Annotated in this window: 14 protein-coding genes; 6 read left to right on the top strand and 8 right to left on the bottom strand. The window is 74.1% G+C overall.

Features of this window, described 5'->3' with window-relative positions:
* Complete coding sequence (locus tag SM452_RS19420) at positions 1-978, bottom strand: LysR substrate-binding domain-containing protein (RefSeq protein ID WP_463840431.1); 978 nt, start codon at positions 976-978, stop codon at positions 1-3.
* Between the two features lie 38 nt (positions 979-1,016).
* Between SM452_RS19420 and SM452_RS19415 the strand changes: the two genes are divergently transcribed.
* Positions 1,017-1,898: a serine hydrolase gene (locus SM452_RS19415; protein WP_262014904.1), complete on the top strand. Its 882-nt coding sequence runs from the start codon at positions 1,017-1,019 to the stop codon at positions 1,896-1,898.
* 140 nt (positions 1,899-2,038) lie between these two features.
* A complete protein-coding gene (locus SM452_RS19410) occupies positions 2,039-3,040 on the top strand; it encodes an MBL fold metallo-hydrolase (protein ID WP_402810093.1) in 1,002 nt (333 codons plus the stop codon).
* A 9-nt stretch (positions 3,041-3,049) separates the two neighbouring features.
* Here the strand turns inward: SM452_RS19410 and SM452_RS19405 are convergent, their stop codons facing one another.
* Genes SM452_RS19405 through SM452_RS19395 form a run of 3 tightly spaced genes read right to left on the bottom strand, consistent with a single transcriptional unit; the run spans position 3,050 to position 6,388 of the window.
* Entirely contained in the window at positions 3,050-3,805 is a 756-nt protein-coding gene (locus SM452_RS19405) for an FkbM family methyltransferase (RefSeq protein WP_262014984.1), read from the bottom strand.
* Positions 3,806-3,818: 13 nt separating this feature from the next.
* Positions 3,819-5,576, bottom strand: a complete 1,758-nt coding sequence (locus tag SM452_RS19400) for an alkaline phosphatase family protein (protein WP_463840430.1) — start codon at positions 5,574-5,576, stop codon at positions 3,819-3,821.
* Positions 5,573-6,388, bottom strand: a complete 816-nt coding sequence (locus SM452_RS19395; RefSeq protein ID WP_463840429.1) for a CDP-alcohol phosphatidyltransferase family protein — start codon at positions 6,386-6,388, stop codon at positions 5,573-5,575. Before SM452_RS19395 ends, SM452_RS19400 begins: the two co-directional genes overlap by 4 nt.
* Before the next feature lie 158 nt (positions 6,389-6,546).
* Between SM452_RS19395 and SM452_RS19390 the strand changes: the two genes are divergently transcribed.
* On the top strand, positions 6,547-7,059 hold the full coding sequence (locus SM452_RS19390; RefSeq protein ID WP_262014900.1) for an ArsR/SmtB family transcription factor: 513 nt from the start codon (positions 6,547-6,549) through the stop codon (positions 7,057-7,059).
* A gap of 32 nt (positions 7,060-7,091) precedes the next feature.
* Complete coding sequence (locus tag SM452_RS19385; RefSeq protein ID WP_463840428.1) at positions 7,092-8,186, top strand: serine hydrolase domain-containing protein; 1,095 nt, start codon at positions 7,092-7,094, stop codon at positions 8,184-8,186.
* Positions 8,187-8,199: 13 nt separating this feature from the next.
* Here the strand turns inward: SM452_RS19385 and SM452_RS19380 are convergent, their stop codons facing one another.
* The 4 genes from SM452_RS19380 to SM452_RS19365 all read right to left on the bottom strand — a co-directional run bounded on the left by SM452_RS19380 (position 8,200) and on the right by SM452_RS19365 (position 12,126).
* The gene (locus SM452_RS19380) at positions 8,200-9,621 is read right to left on the bottom strand and encodes an amino acid permease (protein WP_463840427.1); all 1,422 of its coding nucleotides are present in this window, start codon (positions 9,619-9,621) and stop codon (positions 8,200-8,202) included.
* A 116-nt stretch (positions 9,622-9,737) separates the two neighbouring features.
* Positions 9,738-10,442, bottom strand: coding sequence for a YqeB family protein (locus SM452_RS19375; protein ID WP_262014897.1), 705 nt, complete (start codon positions 10,440-10,442; stop codon positions 9,738-9,740).
* Between the two features lie 2 nt (positions 10,443-10,444).
* Complete coding sequence (locus SM452_RS19370) at positions 10,445-11,230, bottom strand: ABC transporter permease (protein ID WP_262014896.1); 786 nt, start codon at positions 11,228-11,230, stop codon at positions 10,445-10,447.
* Positions 11,227-12,126, bottom strand: a complete 900-nt coding sequence (locus SM452_RS19365) for an ABC transporter ATP-binding protein (protein ID WP_262014895.1) — start codon at positions 12,124-12,126, stop codon at positions 11,227-11,229. Before SM452_RS19365 ends, SM452_RS19370 begins: the two co-directional genes overlap by 4 nt.
* A gap of 132 nt (positions 12,127-12,258) precedes the next feature.
* Here SM452_RS19365 and SM452_RS19360 point away from each other — a divergent pair, with 132 nt between their 5' ends.
* Together SM452_RS19360 and SM452_RS19355 are read left to right on the top strand one after the other, a co-directional pair.
* The gene (locus tag SM452_RS19360; protein WP_463840426.1) at positions 12,259-13,497 is read left to right on the top strand and encodes a sensor histidine kinase; all 1,239 of its coding nucleotides are present in this window, start codon (positions 12,259-12,261) and stop codon (positions 13,495-13,497) included.
* The gene (locus SM452_RS19355; RefSeq protein WP_402810340.1) at positions 13,470-14,165 is read left to right on the top strand and encodes a response regulator; all 696 of its coding nucleotides are present in this window, start codon (positions 13,470-13,472) and stop codon (positions 14,163-14,165) included. Before SM452_RS19360 ends, SM452_RS19355 begins: the two co-directional genes overlap by 28 nt.
* Positions 14,166-14,289: the final 124 nt, after the last annotated feature.

Raw genomic sequence — 14,289 nt, 5'->3', positions numbered from 1 at the left:
TCAGCGGGCCAACTTCTCGTCCCGGCCGGCCTCGAACAGCACCGGCCACGGCCGGGCCACCGGGGCGAGGAGCGCCGGCCCGCCCGGTTCGTCGGGCGCGGCGAGCGTCTCGGTGGCGAGGTGGCCGAACATCGGCGCGGCCGGGTGCGCCGCACGGATCGGCCAGGCCGCGGAGATCCGCCGGACCAGCGGCGTGCCGGTGATCGGTCGCCAGGCGACACGTGGCTCCCGGCGGGCCAACGCGGCGGGCTCGACGGCGACCGCGCCGCCGGCGAGGAGCAGACCGAACAGGAACTCCGGGTTGCGCGCGGGGCGGACCCGGGCCGGGGCGAAACCGTGCTGCCGGCACACGGTCAGCAGGTGCTCGTGCCAGCCGGGCGCGGTGGCCGGTGGCGCGGTGACCAGGTCCATGCCGGCCAGATCGGCGAGCGCGATCTCCCGCGGCCGGGCCAGCGGCGAGGCCCGGGGCAGCAGCACACCCACAGGTACGTCCACCGGCTCACCGAAGCGCAGCCCGGCCCCGTCGACCGGATGGTGCAGCAGGCCGACGTCCAGCCGCCCGTCCGCGAGCATCCGGTGCTGCTCGGCGCTCGTCAGTTCGTGCAGGTCGAGGGCGAGCCCGGGCGCGCGGGCCGCGAGCGCGTCGAGCAGCGCGCGCAACGTCACGGCCGGGGTCTCCGGGGGTACGCCGGCGCGCAGCACCCCGAGCGCGCCCCGGCGGACCCGGTCGGCGAGGTGACGCAGCCGGCGTTCACCGGCCAGCAGCTCGTCGGCCTCGCCGAGCAGCAGCTGGCCGGCGGTGGTGAGGCCGACCTGGCGCTGTGACCTGTCGAAGAGGGTGACGCCCAGCTCCCGCTCCAACCGCTGGATCGACTGGCTCAGCGGCGGCTGTGCCATGCCCAGCGTCTCGGCGGCCCGGCCGAAGTGCAGTTCCCGGGCGACCACCACGAAGTGCCGCAGGTGCCGCAGCAGGTCCATCCGCGCACCCTAGCGTCGCCGCTGGTTACCGTGTCGGCGTGGATGTGGCGGAACGGGTCGGGGAGATCTTCGGGCGGGCCGGGGTGCGGGGTTGCCTGCACGTCGTGGACGTGGACGACCCGGCCGGCGGTGAGGTGGCGCTGCGCGCCGACGAGCAGATCGTCATCGCCTCCGTCTTCAAGATCATGGTGGTGCTGGAGTTCGCCCGGCAGGCGGCCGCCGGCCAGCTCGACCCGACCGAACGGGTGCTCGTCGGTGCCGCCGACCGGCTCGGCGGCTGGGGTGTGGCCGGCTGCGCCGACGACGTGGAGGTCTCCCTGCGCGACCTCGCGTACCTGGCCATGTCGGTGAGTGACAACACGGCAGCTGACCTGCTCCTGCGGCGGGTCGGGGCGGACGTGCTGCCGATGCTGGCCGCGGAGCTGGACCTGCCGCGCACCCGGATCGTCGGCGGCCCCCGGCAACTCGTCGAGACGATGCTCTCCGACGTGGGCGCACGCACCGAGGCGGACTTCGCGCGGATCTTCCCCACCCTGTCGCCCGAACGGGTCCGCGCGATGCGGGTCTTCGACCCCGAGCACACCAGCTCCAGCACCGCCCGGGAGCTGACCCGGCTGCTCCGTCTGGTGTGGCGGGACGAGGCCGGCCCGGCGCCCGCGTGCGCCATGGTCCGGGAGCTGATGGCACGGCAGCTCTTCTGGACCCGGCTGGCCGCCGGTTTCCCACCCGGGGTCCGGGTCGCCGGGAAGACCGGCACCCTGCCGGGACTGCACCTCGAAGCGGGCGTCGCGGAGTACCCCGACGGCCGCAGGTACGCGATAGCGGTGGCGGTACGCACGCAACGGCTGGCCGCCCGCCGGATCGACGTGGACCTGGCGATGGGGGAGGCGGCCCGGACCGCCGTCGATTCGTTGCGTTGATCCGGGCCGGGCCACCGGCCTGGCCTGCGGTGATATCGGTCCGGATATCGGTCGTTGCGCTCGTCGATCTTGGACATCGGCGCCGGCGGAGTGGTGGTCTGGGCCTACCGATCACCGATCCCGAACGGGGAGGACGACACATGCCCGAGAACCAGCCGTCCGGCTACGCCCGCCGTCGACTGCTACGCGACACCGCGGTCGGCGCCGCCGCCGTCACCACCGCCGGACTCGTCGCCGGCGCCCCGGCCCGCGCCGCCGGGCCGAGCCCCGTCGCCGCGCCGAGCCGCGCCGCCGGCGGTACGCGACGCGGCGGCGCGGTGAGCTTCCGCTGGTGGGGGACCTCCGGCTGGCGGATCGACATGGGGGACCGGACGGTGCTCGTCGACCCGTACCTGAGCCGGTACGACACCGGGCTGTTCCGGAAGCCGTTCAACCCCGACACCCGGCTGACAGTGGCCGCCGACGTGGTGGACCGGCTCGCCGACCGGGCGGAGAACATCTTCGTCACCCACACCCACTGGGACCACTTCAACGACGTGCCGCACATCGCCGCCCGGACCGGTGCCCGGGTCTTCGGCACGCTCACCGCGTACCACCTCGGCCTGGCGTACGGGCTGCCGACCGGGCAACTGGCCCCGGTCAAGGGCGGCGAGGTGCTCGACTTCGACGGGTACACGGTGGAGGTGGTCGGCTCGCTGCACAGCCGGAATCCCACCTGGTCGATGGCCTTCCCCGGGGTACGGGTCACCCGGCCGCCGCGTCCGGAGACGATCGCCGACCTGCCCGAGGGCGACACGCTGGCGTACCAGATCCGGATCGACGGCGGCCCGTCCGTGTTCTTCATGGGCGCCAGCGACTTCGACGAGCGCAAGCTGAGCGGGCTCGCCCCGGACGTGGCGATGGTCGCCTCCGCCGCCACCACGGCGACCGCCGACTACGTGCCCCGGCTGATGGCCGCGCTGGACCGCCCGAAGGTCGTGGTGCCGGTGCACTGGGACAACTTCGAGACGCCGCTCACCAACCCGCCGACTGTCGCCGACAGCGACCGGGAACGCCTCGACGCCCTCGTCGCCGAGGTGCGCCGGGTCTCGCCGCGCAGCCGCGTGCTGGTGCCGGAGTACCACACCCGGTACCGATTCTGACGGCACCGCTCAGGAGGCCGCCAGCCGGGCGTAGACGTCGCCGGAGCGACCGGCCGGGCGGTACGTCTCCAGCAGGCGTACCAGCCCGGCCGCGTCCAGCCACCGATCACCGGCGAACCGCATGGTCTCCACCGGCGAGTAGTTGTAGCGGTAGCCGCCCGCCTTCGCGCCCAGCCGTTCCACCAGATCCAGCGCGGCCAGCGCGGAGTCGTGCGCGGGCGGCAGGTACTCGAACGACAGCCCGCGCACCGGACGGCTCAGCCCGGCCAGCACGTCGACCTCGAAGCCCTCGACGTCGACCTTGCAGAACGCCGGTACGCCGTGCCGCTCGATCAGGTCGTCCAGCGTCACCACCGGCACCTCGACCGACCGGTCCCAGCGGACCCCGGCGAAGCTCGGATCGGCGGTGACCGACTCGATCCACGACGACGACATGGTGGACACCGTCGGCGTCGCGCTGGACAGCTCCAGGCGTGCGCTCCCGGACCGGGCGCCGACAGCCGTCGGCTCGATCGTCACGCCGGCGTCCCGCCCGAAGCCCAGGCGCAGCACCCGCAGGCAGTCCGGCTGCGGCTCCACCGCGACCACCCGCGCGCCCAGCCGCCGCCAGGTACGCACCCGGCCGCCGACGTGGGCGCCGATGTCGAACCCGAGGTCGCCGGGGGCGAGGAACTGCCCGTAGAGCTGCCGGGCACGCCGGTGCTTGGCCGGTTGACCGTGGTAGACGGCCAGGGAACGGGTGATCCCCCAGGCCCGCGCGAGCATCGTCACGACATCCCTAACTGTGAGTGGTGGACTTCGGTCCGAACGCGTGCAGGAACCGGTCGCGGAACGACTCCATCGGCCAGACCGGGGCCTGCGGGCCGGGGTTGAGGCCGTCCTGCCAGCCCCACCCGGCGATGCGGTCGAGCACTGCCGGGTCCTTGGCGACGACGGTGATCGGCACGTCCTTGCCGGCGCCCTCGCCGGTGACCGCCCGGGCCGGCTGGTGGTCGCCGAGGAACACGAGCACCAGGTTCTCGTCACCGTAGCGCTGCACGTAGGAGATGAGCGTACGCAGCGTGTAGACCACCGACTGCCGGTACGCCTCCCGGGTGCCCTCCGCCGAGCGGTCGGCGCGCGCGGTCCCCTTGTAGACCGAGCCGTCGCCTACGTCGTCCCAGTCCACGAGCGGCGGCACCGGCGTCCACGGGATGTGGCTGGACAGCAACGGGATCTCGGCCATCACCGGCGCGTGGCCGGGGCCGCGCTCGCGGCGCTGGAACGTCGACAGCGTGTACTGGTCCGGCGGTGAGGAGAAGCTGAACAGCGGCCCCCGGTAGCCGAGTTCCTTCATGCCGTACACCTGGTCGGGGGAGAAGAAGTCGGCCTCCGGCCAGGCCCGGGTGAGCGCCGGCATGACCAGCGTGGTCCGCCAGCCGGCACGCTTGAACGCGCCGTTGAGGGTCAGGTGGTCGCCGCGTACCAGGTTGGTGTAGCGCAACTGGTTGTCCGCCCGGATGCCGCTCATCAGGGTGGCGTGCGCGAGCCAGCTCCCGCCGCCGGTGGTGGACGAGGTGAGGAAGGCGCTGCGGCTGCCGTATCCGGCGGCGCGCAACTGCCGGGTGCCCTCGTCCAGGACGGCGTCCACCTCCGGCGCGAGGTCCGGGTCCTCCAGCGCGACCCGGCCGTAGCTCTCCACGAAGGTGAACAGCACGTCCTTGCCGCGCAGCGCGGTCAGCAACTCGTCGCCCGGCACGTTCTGGAACGGGTCGCCGGCGAGCTGCGTGTTCAGCGTCTCCTGGTCGTTGAGGCCCGCCCGTACCTGCCGGGCCCGGTCGTAGAGACCGGCCGCCACCGTGTCGGCGGCGACCGGGACGCCCGGCACGATCTGCGCGCCGAGCACGGCGCAGACCACCCAGGCGGCGGCGAACGCGGTGGTCGCGCGCGCGGTAACCCGCCGGTGGCCGGCCACCACCCGGGTCAGCCGCCGCACCGACAGCGTCACCAGCAGCGGTACGGCGAGAACGGCGACCACTGCCAGCGCCACCGCACCCACCTCGGCGGCCCGGCCGTACGACTCGGACAGGAACTCCGCGCCCGCACCGAGGAACGTCCAGTCGGCGATCAGGTCGAAGGGGCGGTCCAGGACCAGCGAGAACCCGAGGTCGGTGACCTTGAGGACGAGGACCAGACCGAGCAGCGCGCCGAGGATCGTGGCCACCACCCGGCGCGGACGTGGCGGCAGGACCAGCAGCAGGGCGACGCCGATCAGCCCCTCCACCGGGATGCGCAGGAACGCGCCCGGGCTGAACTCGTTGACGTCGCTCGGCGCGACGAGTGCCACCAGCACGAGCGCGGCGGCCAGCGCGGTGGCCGTAGCGGCGAGCACCCGCCGGGTACGCCGGCGGCCGGCCTGCCGGGCGTCGGCTGCATCGGCGTCCGGGGCGCCGCCGTCCTCGCGTGTGTCGGTGTCCGGAGTGGTGCGGTCCGGGACCCGGTCGCCCTCGGTCGTGGTGCCGGCGTCGTCGTCCGCCGCGCGGGACAGGTCGGTCACCGGTGCCGACCGCCGACCTCGGCGGGCTGCCGGGCGATCCGCGCGCCCGGCGTCCACTCGGGCCGGTGACCTGCCGGTGCGGGGGAGACCGGCGCGGCCGGCAGCGCTCGCGGCGCCGGGGGTACGCGGTGCCGCCACAGCCAGGCGACGTCACGGCCGAACGACTCGACGAGCATCGCGAGCGCGCCGAGAAGCACCGCGACTGCGAGCAGCCGGGGCAGGACGCCCGCCGCCACCACCGCCAGCGCGATGCCCTGCGTGGCGGCCACCACCTTGCGCCAGTAGCGCGGCGGCAGTGAGCCGCGCATCCACGGCAGCACCCAGCCGGCGGCGACGAAGACGTACCGCATCGCGCCGATCACCAGCACCCAGGCGCCCACCTGGTCGGCGACGTATCCGCAGAGGACCAGGACGAGGAAGGAGTCGACCTCCATGTCGAACCGGGCGCCCAGCGCGCTCACCGTGCCGGTACGGCGGGCCACCTGCCCGTCGACCCAGTCGAGGGACAGCGCCACGGCGCTCAGCACGACGAGCACCGGCACCACGATCGGCTCGCGGAACGAGTCGACTGTCAGCGCGGCCACGCCACCGGCGAGCGTCGCCCGGGTCAGCGTCACCCAGTCGGCCGGGCCGAGCCGGTCCGCGCCCGAGCGGCGCAGCCCGTATCCGAGCGCCGCGACCGTCACCACCCCGAAGAGCAGACCGGCCAGCCAGCCGTACGCGCTCAGGCCGACCGTGCCGGCCAGGGCCGCGAGTACGCCGACCTGGAGAATCGCCCCCGCGAATGGATCAGTTCGAAGTGCGGACACCATGCCTCCGAGGTAGACGTCACGAACCACACGTGTGTACGGAGAACATGCCCGAACAGTTCGTTCTGATGCCGGAAACGCGCCAGCGGAAGTAGTGACGCCGGCAGCTCCGCACGTTTGTTTGTTTGCACGTAAGTACGTACTTCCGTATCATCGCTGTCGTGGCAAGCGTGGAGGAACGGCTCGCGGCCCTGGAGGCCCAGGTGGCCCGGCTCGTCGGCGAGCGGGACGCGGGAGCCGGCGCGGCGACCGGCGAGGTCACGCCGGCCGACGCCCTCTGGGCGCTCGGCGGCCTGAAACAGCGGATTCCCGCCGACGGCACCGGGGCGGTGCTCTACACCGGCACCGTCCGCACCGGGGACCGGCACTACGACTGGCAGTACGGCTCCACAGTCGACGACCTGCTCGACGACGACTGGCCCGCTCTGGCCGGCACGCTTACGGCGCTGGCGCATCCGGTGCGGCTGCGGCTGCTGCGGGAGATCCTCGGCGGGCGGCACGGCACCGCCGAACTGGCCGACCTCGACGGGATCGGCACCACCGGTCAGCTCCATCATCACCTGCGGCAACTCGCCGCCGCCGGCTGGCTGCGCAGCGGTGCCCGCGGGCGCTACGACATCCCGCCCGAGCGGGTGGTGCCGCTGCTGGCCATCCTCACCGCAGCCCGCCGCTGATCCGGACTTCCACCCCGACGGAAGGCAGCACCATGCGTACCCCGATCGTTCTCGCCGTCGCCGCCGGCCTCGCCGCCACGGCCGTGGCCGCCGTCCGGAAGCCCCGGCCACCGCGCCTGGGCCCGCAGCAGACAGGCGACGCGGACCTGGCCGCGACGGTCCGGGCCCCCGTCGACGACACCGAAGGGCTGCGCGGCCTCGCGGTCGCCGTGATCGAGGGCGACCGGGTCCGCGTCGCGGGACTCGGTGAACGGGCGCGCGGCGGGCCGGCCGTCGAACCGGGCACTCCCTTCGAGATCGGCTCGATCGCCAAGCCGCTCACCGGGATGCTCCTGGCCCGGCAGGTGGCGGCCGGTGCGGTCGACCCCGACGACCGGCTGGCCGCCGTCCTGCCCGGCGTGACCGGTCCGGCCGGCGGCGTCACGCTCGCCGAACTCGCCAGTCACCGGGCCGGGCTGCCCCGGCTGGCACTCGACTCCACGGGTGCGACGATCCGCATGTGGTGGGCGGCGTCCACGGCCGGAAACGCGTACGCCGGTTACGACGTGGACCGGATCGTCGCCGTCGCCGCGAACACCGAGCCGGGCGGAGACCGCGGCACCGTCTCCTACTCGAACTTCGGCGCGGCGCTGCTCGGCCAGGCGCTGGCGGCCCGGGCCGGCGTCGGCTACCCGGAACTGCTGCGCCGGGACGTGCTGGGGCCGCTGGGCATGACCGCCACGCTGGCCGCCACCGAGGCCGGGCACCTGCCGGCCGGGCGGGCCGAGGGCGCCACCGCCGCCGACCGCGCCGCCGACCCGTGGCTGGGTGCGGGCTACGCCCCGGCCGGCGTCGGAATCTGGTCCACGGCGGAGGACCTGGCCCGGCTCACCGCCGCGATGCTCGCCGGCACCGCCCCCGGCGCCGACGCCGCCATGCCCCGCTTCGACGCCGGGGACGACGGCCGGATCGGGTACGGCTGGTTCACCAGCCGGCACGGCGACCGGGAGGTCGTCTGGCACAACGGCGGCACCAGCGGCTTCCGGGCCTTCCTGGGCTTCGACCGGGCCGCCGACCGAGGTGTGGTGGTGCTCGGCAACACCACACGTGACGTGGACCCGATCGGCCTGCGACTGCTCGACGTCTGAGGCGACGCGGCGGTCAGCGGGCCGGGCCGGCGGTGTCCTCGTCGCGCCGGGCCAGCGCCGAACGGCGGTAGCCGTACAGCGCGTAGACGAGCGCGCCGAGCAGGAACCAGACGCCGAACCGCAGCCACGTCACCGGGTCGAGGAACGTGATCAGCCAGATCGAGAACACCACGCCGAGCGCCGGCACCACGGGCATGCCGGGGAGCCGGAACGTGCGCGGGGCGTCCGGGCGGCGGTAGCGCAGCACGATCACCGCCACGCACACCACCACGAAGGCGAGCAGGATGCCGATGTTCGTCAGCTCGGCGGCCTGCCGGATCGGCAGGAAACCGGCGATCAGCGCCGAGCCCACACCGACGATCCAGGTGACCCGGGTCGGCACCCGGCGTACCGGGTGCACCTTGGCGAACCAGCCGGGCAGCAGCCCGTCCCGGCTCATCGAGAACCACACCCGGGTCACGCCGAGCATGAACGTGAACATCACGGTGAGGATGCCGATGATCGCCCCGACCGCGATCACGCTGGCCAGCCCGGAGAGCCCGACCGAGGCGAACGCGGAGGAGAAGCCGCTCTCCGGGTCGATGTCCCGGTAGTTCTGCATGCCGGTGAGCACCAGCGTGGCCAGCACGTACAGCACCATCGAGACGACCAGTGACCAGATGATCGCCTTCGGCATGTGCCGGCGGGCGTCGCGCGACTCCTCGGCGGCGGTGCTCATCGCGTCGTACCCGAAGACGGCGAAGAAGACGGTGGCCGCGCCGGTGATCGCGCCGCCGACGCCGAACGGGAAGAACGGCGAGTAGTTGGCGGTCTTCACGTGGAAGAAGCCGACCACGATCACCAGCAGCACGACAGCGACCTTGAGGCCCACCACGAACGTCTCGAACCGGGCGGCGGCCTTGATGCCCCGGGTCAGCAGGAACGCGATGAGCAGGCAGAGCACCACCGCGAACAGGTCGACCCGGTGCCCGTCGCCGGTGCCGGGCGCGCCGAGCATCCAGGCCGGCAGGTCCGCGCCCAGCTCGTTGACGAGGAAGCCGAAGTAACCGGAGATGCCGATGGCGACCACGGCGACGATGGCTGTGTACTCCAGCAGCAGGTCCCAGCCGATGAACCAGCCGACCGCCTCACCGAGCACCGCGTACCCGTAGGTGTAGGCCGATCCGGCCCGGGGGATCATGCCGGCGAACTCCGCGTACGACAGCGCGGCGGCCGCGCTGGCCAGACCGGCGATCAGGAACGACACCAGCACGGCCGGGCCGGCGGTCTCGTTCGCCACCGCCCCGGCCAGCGCGAAGATGCCCGCGCCGATGATGCCGCCGACCCCGATCGCGGTGAGCTGCCACAACCCCAGTTCGCGGGAGAGGCCCGCGTCGGTCTCGTCGGCGATCTGCTCGACCGGCTTGCGCCGGAAGATGCCCTGTCCCACGGCCATGCCGGTCCCTCCCGTCGCACCGACGTACTCCGGCGGGGCCGCCGCCGTCCGGCGAGCCGCACCCGCATGGACGAACGTAGATGCTCGGCGCGAAGATCGCAGCGCGACGGCGGCGGTCAGCCCGGCGGCGGGCCGGCCACCAGCCGCCAGTACTGCCGTTTGCCCTCGTCGCGGACCACGACGCCGAGCCGGGCCAGCTCCCCGTGCAGCTCCCGGGTCTCGGCGTCGTGGCTGCCGTCGAGCGCCCGCTGCCGGGCGCGCAGCAGGGCGTCCGCGCCGGGCGGCAGGCCGGGCAGCCCTTCCACCCACCGCCGGTACGCGTCCCGGTGCGGGTCCTGCCCGGTCCACGGCCAGCCCTGCCTGGTGAACGCCTCCCGCAGCCGCTCGGCGTCCAGGTCGGACTTCTCCCGGGCCAGCTCGCCACCGGCGGTGTCCAGCAGCACCAGCGCCTTGCCGTCGACGAACACCCCCGCCACGTCGGCGCGGGCCAGGTCCCGGCCGTGCCCGTCGCGGTGCAGCCGTACCGTCCGGTGCCCGACCGTGACGGTCAGCCGCTCGCGGACCGCCACCACCGCCAGGAACAGCCCGCCGAGCAGGCCCACCCCGGCCCCGATCGGGTACGACCGCTCGTCCGGCCACCGGGCGAGCAGCTCGAACAGGCCCTGGAACGGGAACCAGGCCAGCCCGGCGATCCAGCCGGACAGCGCGGTCAGCCCGGCGCCCAGACCCGCCCCGAGCAGCGGGAATCCCGCCCACATCAGCACCAGCTCGCCGCGTCCGCCGTCGACCACGACGTCCTCGCCGGGTTGCCAGGCTGCCACGGTCAGGACACCTCCCGGCGCATCGTGCGAACCAGACCGGCGACCAGCGGCAGGAGCACCCAGACGGCGAGCGATACGCCGAGCCGGCCCCACTGCCCGCCGGTCATCTCGGCGCCGAGCAGCGGCTCCATCGTGTACGAGGTGTCCAGCCAGCGAGCCGGCTCACGCAGCGCCGAGATCATCGCGGCGAGCAGGCTCCACACGGTGGGCAGCAGCAGGTAGGTGACGATCGCCAGCGGCGTGTTCAGCAGCAGCAGGCCGAAGGCGGCGCCCATCAGCACGCTCGCCACCTGGAACACGGCCGCGTGCGGCAGCAGTTGCCAGTCGAACGTCCAGGTGCCCGCCCCGCCGGTGGCGCGGGCGGCGAGCGTGCCGACGGCGGCGACGGCCAGGCTGACCAGCACCGAGGCGAGCGCGGCGAGCACCACCGCGGCGAGTTTGGCGACGATCACCCGTTCCCGGCGGGGCACCAGCGCGAACGTGGTGAGCGCGCTGCGCTGCGACCACTCGCCGGTGATGGAGAGGATGCCGAGCACCGGCAGCAGCAGCCCGACCGGCAGCAGCGACGGGGTGAAGAAGGCGGTGAACGTCTGGTCCGGCGCGTCGACGACGAACAGCTGCACCACCACGATCGCGGCCGCGATCAGCCCGATCGTGATCAGCAGCCAGCGTCCGGCCCGGGTGTCGGCGAGCTTGCGCAGCTCGACGGCGGTCAGCCGGGCCAGCGTCGGTCCGGCGACGGCGGCCTCGGGACGCGGCGGCGCGGGGGTACGGGTGGCGGTGGTCATCGGACGGCCTCCTTGGTCGACGCGCCGGCGGTGAGGGTGAGGAAGAGTTGTTCCAGGCCGCCGCTGCCGGCCGGGCGCAGCTCGGTGAGGACCAGTCCGGCGTCCGCCGCGGCCTGGCCGACCTCGCCCGGCTCGGCCCGGACCACGAAGCCGCCGTCGGTGCCGGCGGTGGCGGGCAGCGCGGCCCGGTCCAGCGTCAGGCGCAGGGCGTGCGCGTCACGGGCCCGCACGAGGGTGCCGGCGCCGGCGAGCAGCTCGTCCTTGCCGCCCTGGGCGACCACCCGGCCGCCGCCGATCACCACCAGCCGGTCGGCCACCGCCTCCACCTCGCGCAGCAGGTGCGAGGAGAGCAGCACCGTGCCGCCCCGGTCGGCGAAGTCGCGCAGCAGGCCGCGCATCCAGAAGATCCCCTCCGGGTCGAGGCCGTTGGCCGGCTCGTCCAGGATCAGGACCCGGGGGTCGCCCAGCAGCGCCAGCGCCAGGCCGAGCCGCTGCCGCATGCCCAGGGAGTACGCGCCGACGCGGCGCCGGGCCGCGGTGTCGTTCAGGCCGACCTGGTCGAGTGCCGTCGCCACCCGTCCCCGGTCCACGCCCATGGTCCGGGCGGCGAGCGTGAGCGTCTCCCGGCCGGTCCGCCCGGCGTGCTGCGCCGAGGCGTCGAGCAGCACGCCGATCTCCCGCCCCGGGTTGGGTAGCTGCCGGTAGGGGCGGCCACCGACTGTGGCGCCGCCCGAGGTGGGCGGCGTCATCCCGCAGATCATCCGCATCGTGGTGGACTTCCCGGCGCCGTTCGGCCCGAGGAAACCGGTCACCGAACCCGGTTCGCACCGGAACGTGACGTCCTCGACGGCGGTGTGCGGGCCGTACCGCTTGGTGAGCTGGTCGACTTCGATCATGCCGTCGAGCCTGCCGGGGCCACCCGGTCACGCGCTGCGGCCGGCGGTCTGCGCCGCCGTCGACCTCGGTTCACCGCAGGCGTCGACTTTGGTAGCTGGTAGCCGGGCCGGAGGGCTTCCTAGCATGGACGGGTGACCAGCGCCGCCGTACCCGATCATCCCTGGCTCCTGCCGGGCTCCCTGGTGCCCGCCCGAGCCGCCCGGCGGACGCCGCGGGACTGGTTCGTGGACGGCATGCTGTTCGTGGCCTCGCTGCTCTGGGTGCTGATCGCGCACGGCGACGTCACCAGCGCCACTCCGGAGTTCGGCCTCAACGCCGGTCCGACCTGGCTGGAGGAGGTCGACCTGCTCATCGGCCTGCTCGTCAGCGGCGCGCTCTGGCTACGCCGCCGCTGGCCGGTCGGGCTGGCGGTGGCCACCGCGCCGCTCATGTTCTTCTCGGTCACCTCCGGTGTCGCGTTGCTGATCATCATGTTCACCGTCCTGGTCCACCGGCCGCTGCCGGTGGGCCTGGGGCTGGTGGCCTGGCAACTGTTGAGCCTGCCGGTCTACCTCGCGGTCCGGCCCGACCCGACGCTGCCGGTCTGGGCCTCCGCCGTGTGGACCGGGCTGTTCATCTGCGTGGTGGTGGCGTGGGCGCTGTTCGTCCGGGCCCGCCGCCAGCTCGTGCTGTCCCTGCGGGACCGGGCCGAGCGGGCCGAGGCCGAGCAGCAACTCCGGCTCGACCAGGCCCGGCAGCTCGAACGCGGCCGGATCGCCCGCGAGATGCACGACGTGCTCGCCCACCGGATCTCCCTGCTCAGCCTGCACGCGGGCGCGCTGGAGTTCCGGCCGGACGCGCCGCCGGAGGAGGTGGCGCGGGCGGCCGGGGTGATCCGGGCCAGCGCGCACGCCGCGCTCCAGGACCTGCGCGAGGTGATCGGCGTGCTGCGGGCCGAGGTCGGCTCCGAGGCCACGCCGGAACGGCCGCAGCCCACGCTGGCCGACGTGCCCGCGCTGGTCGCCGAGAGCCGCGACGCCGGGGTACGGGTCGCCGTGGTCGACGAGGTGATCGAGCCGGAGGCGGTGCCCGCGGCGATCGGGCGCAGCGCGTACCGGATCGTGCAGGAGGGGCTGACGAACGCCCGTAAGCACGCGCCCGGCGCGGTGGTTACGGTCCGGCTCGCCGGGGGCCCGGGGGACGGGCTTGCGGTGGAGCTCCACAACCCGTGGCCGGTCGGCGCGTCGCCCACCGCCATTCCCGGTGCCGGCACCGGGCTGGTCGGGATCGCCGAGCGGGTCACGCTCGCCGGTGGCCGCCTCGAACACGGACGGGACGCCGACGGCGGGTTCCGGCTGACCGCCTGGCTGCCCTGGGCGGCGACCCAGTGAGCGCGCCGGTGCGGGTGCTCATCGTCGACGACGACCCGCTGGTGCGCGGCGCGCTGTCGATGATCCTCGGCGGGGTGCCCGACCTGGCGGTGGTCGGCGAGGCCGCCGACGGCGCCGAGGTGCCCGACGCCGTCGCCGCGCACGCCCCGGACGTGGTGCTGATGGACATCCGCATGCCCCGGGTCGACGGGCTCGCCGCCACCGAGGCGCTGCGTGCCACCGCGGAACCGCCCGAGGTGCTGGTGCTCACCACGTTCGACGCCGACGAGCAGGTGCTGCGGGCGCTGCGCGCCGGGGCGAGCGGCTTCCTGCTCAAGGACACCCCGCCGGCCGAGATCGTGGCGGCGGTACGCCGGGTCGCGGCGGGGGAGGCGACGCTGTCCCCGGCGGTGACCCGCAAGCTCATCGCGCACGTCACCGGCACCGCGCCGGTGGCGAGCCCGGACCCGAAACGGGAGCGGGCGGTACGGCTGCTCGACGGGCTCTCCGAGCGGGAGCGGGAGGTCGCGGTGCTGCTCGGCCGCGGCCGGACCAACGCGGAGATCTCCGCCGAGCTGTTCATGAGCGTGGCGACCGTGAAGGCGTACGTGTCGCGGCTGCTGACGAAGCTCGACCTGAACAACCGTGTGCAGGTGGCCCTGCTGGTCCAGGACGCCGGCCTGGTCTGACGCGCAGAAGCTCTCATTCGTGATAGTTCCAAGAATGAGAGTGTCGCCTCTGACGCATGCGTCTCCTGCCGACCGACAAGGCGGTCGACTGTGTCACGGCGATCGGGCCGGCCGAACTGCTCGC

The organism is Micromonospora sp. SYSU B005 (assembly GCF_055362685.1).
Note: the sequence above shows the minus strand (reverse complement) of the source record. Positions and strands in the feature narration are given on the sequence as shown.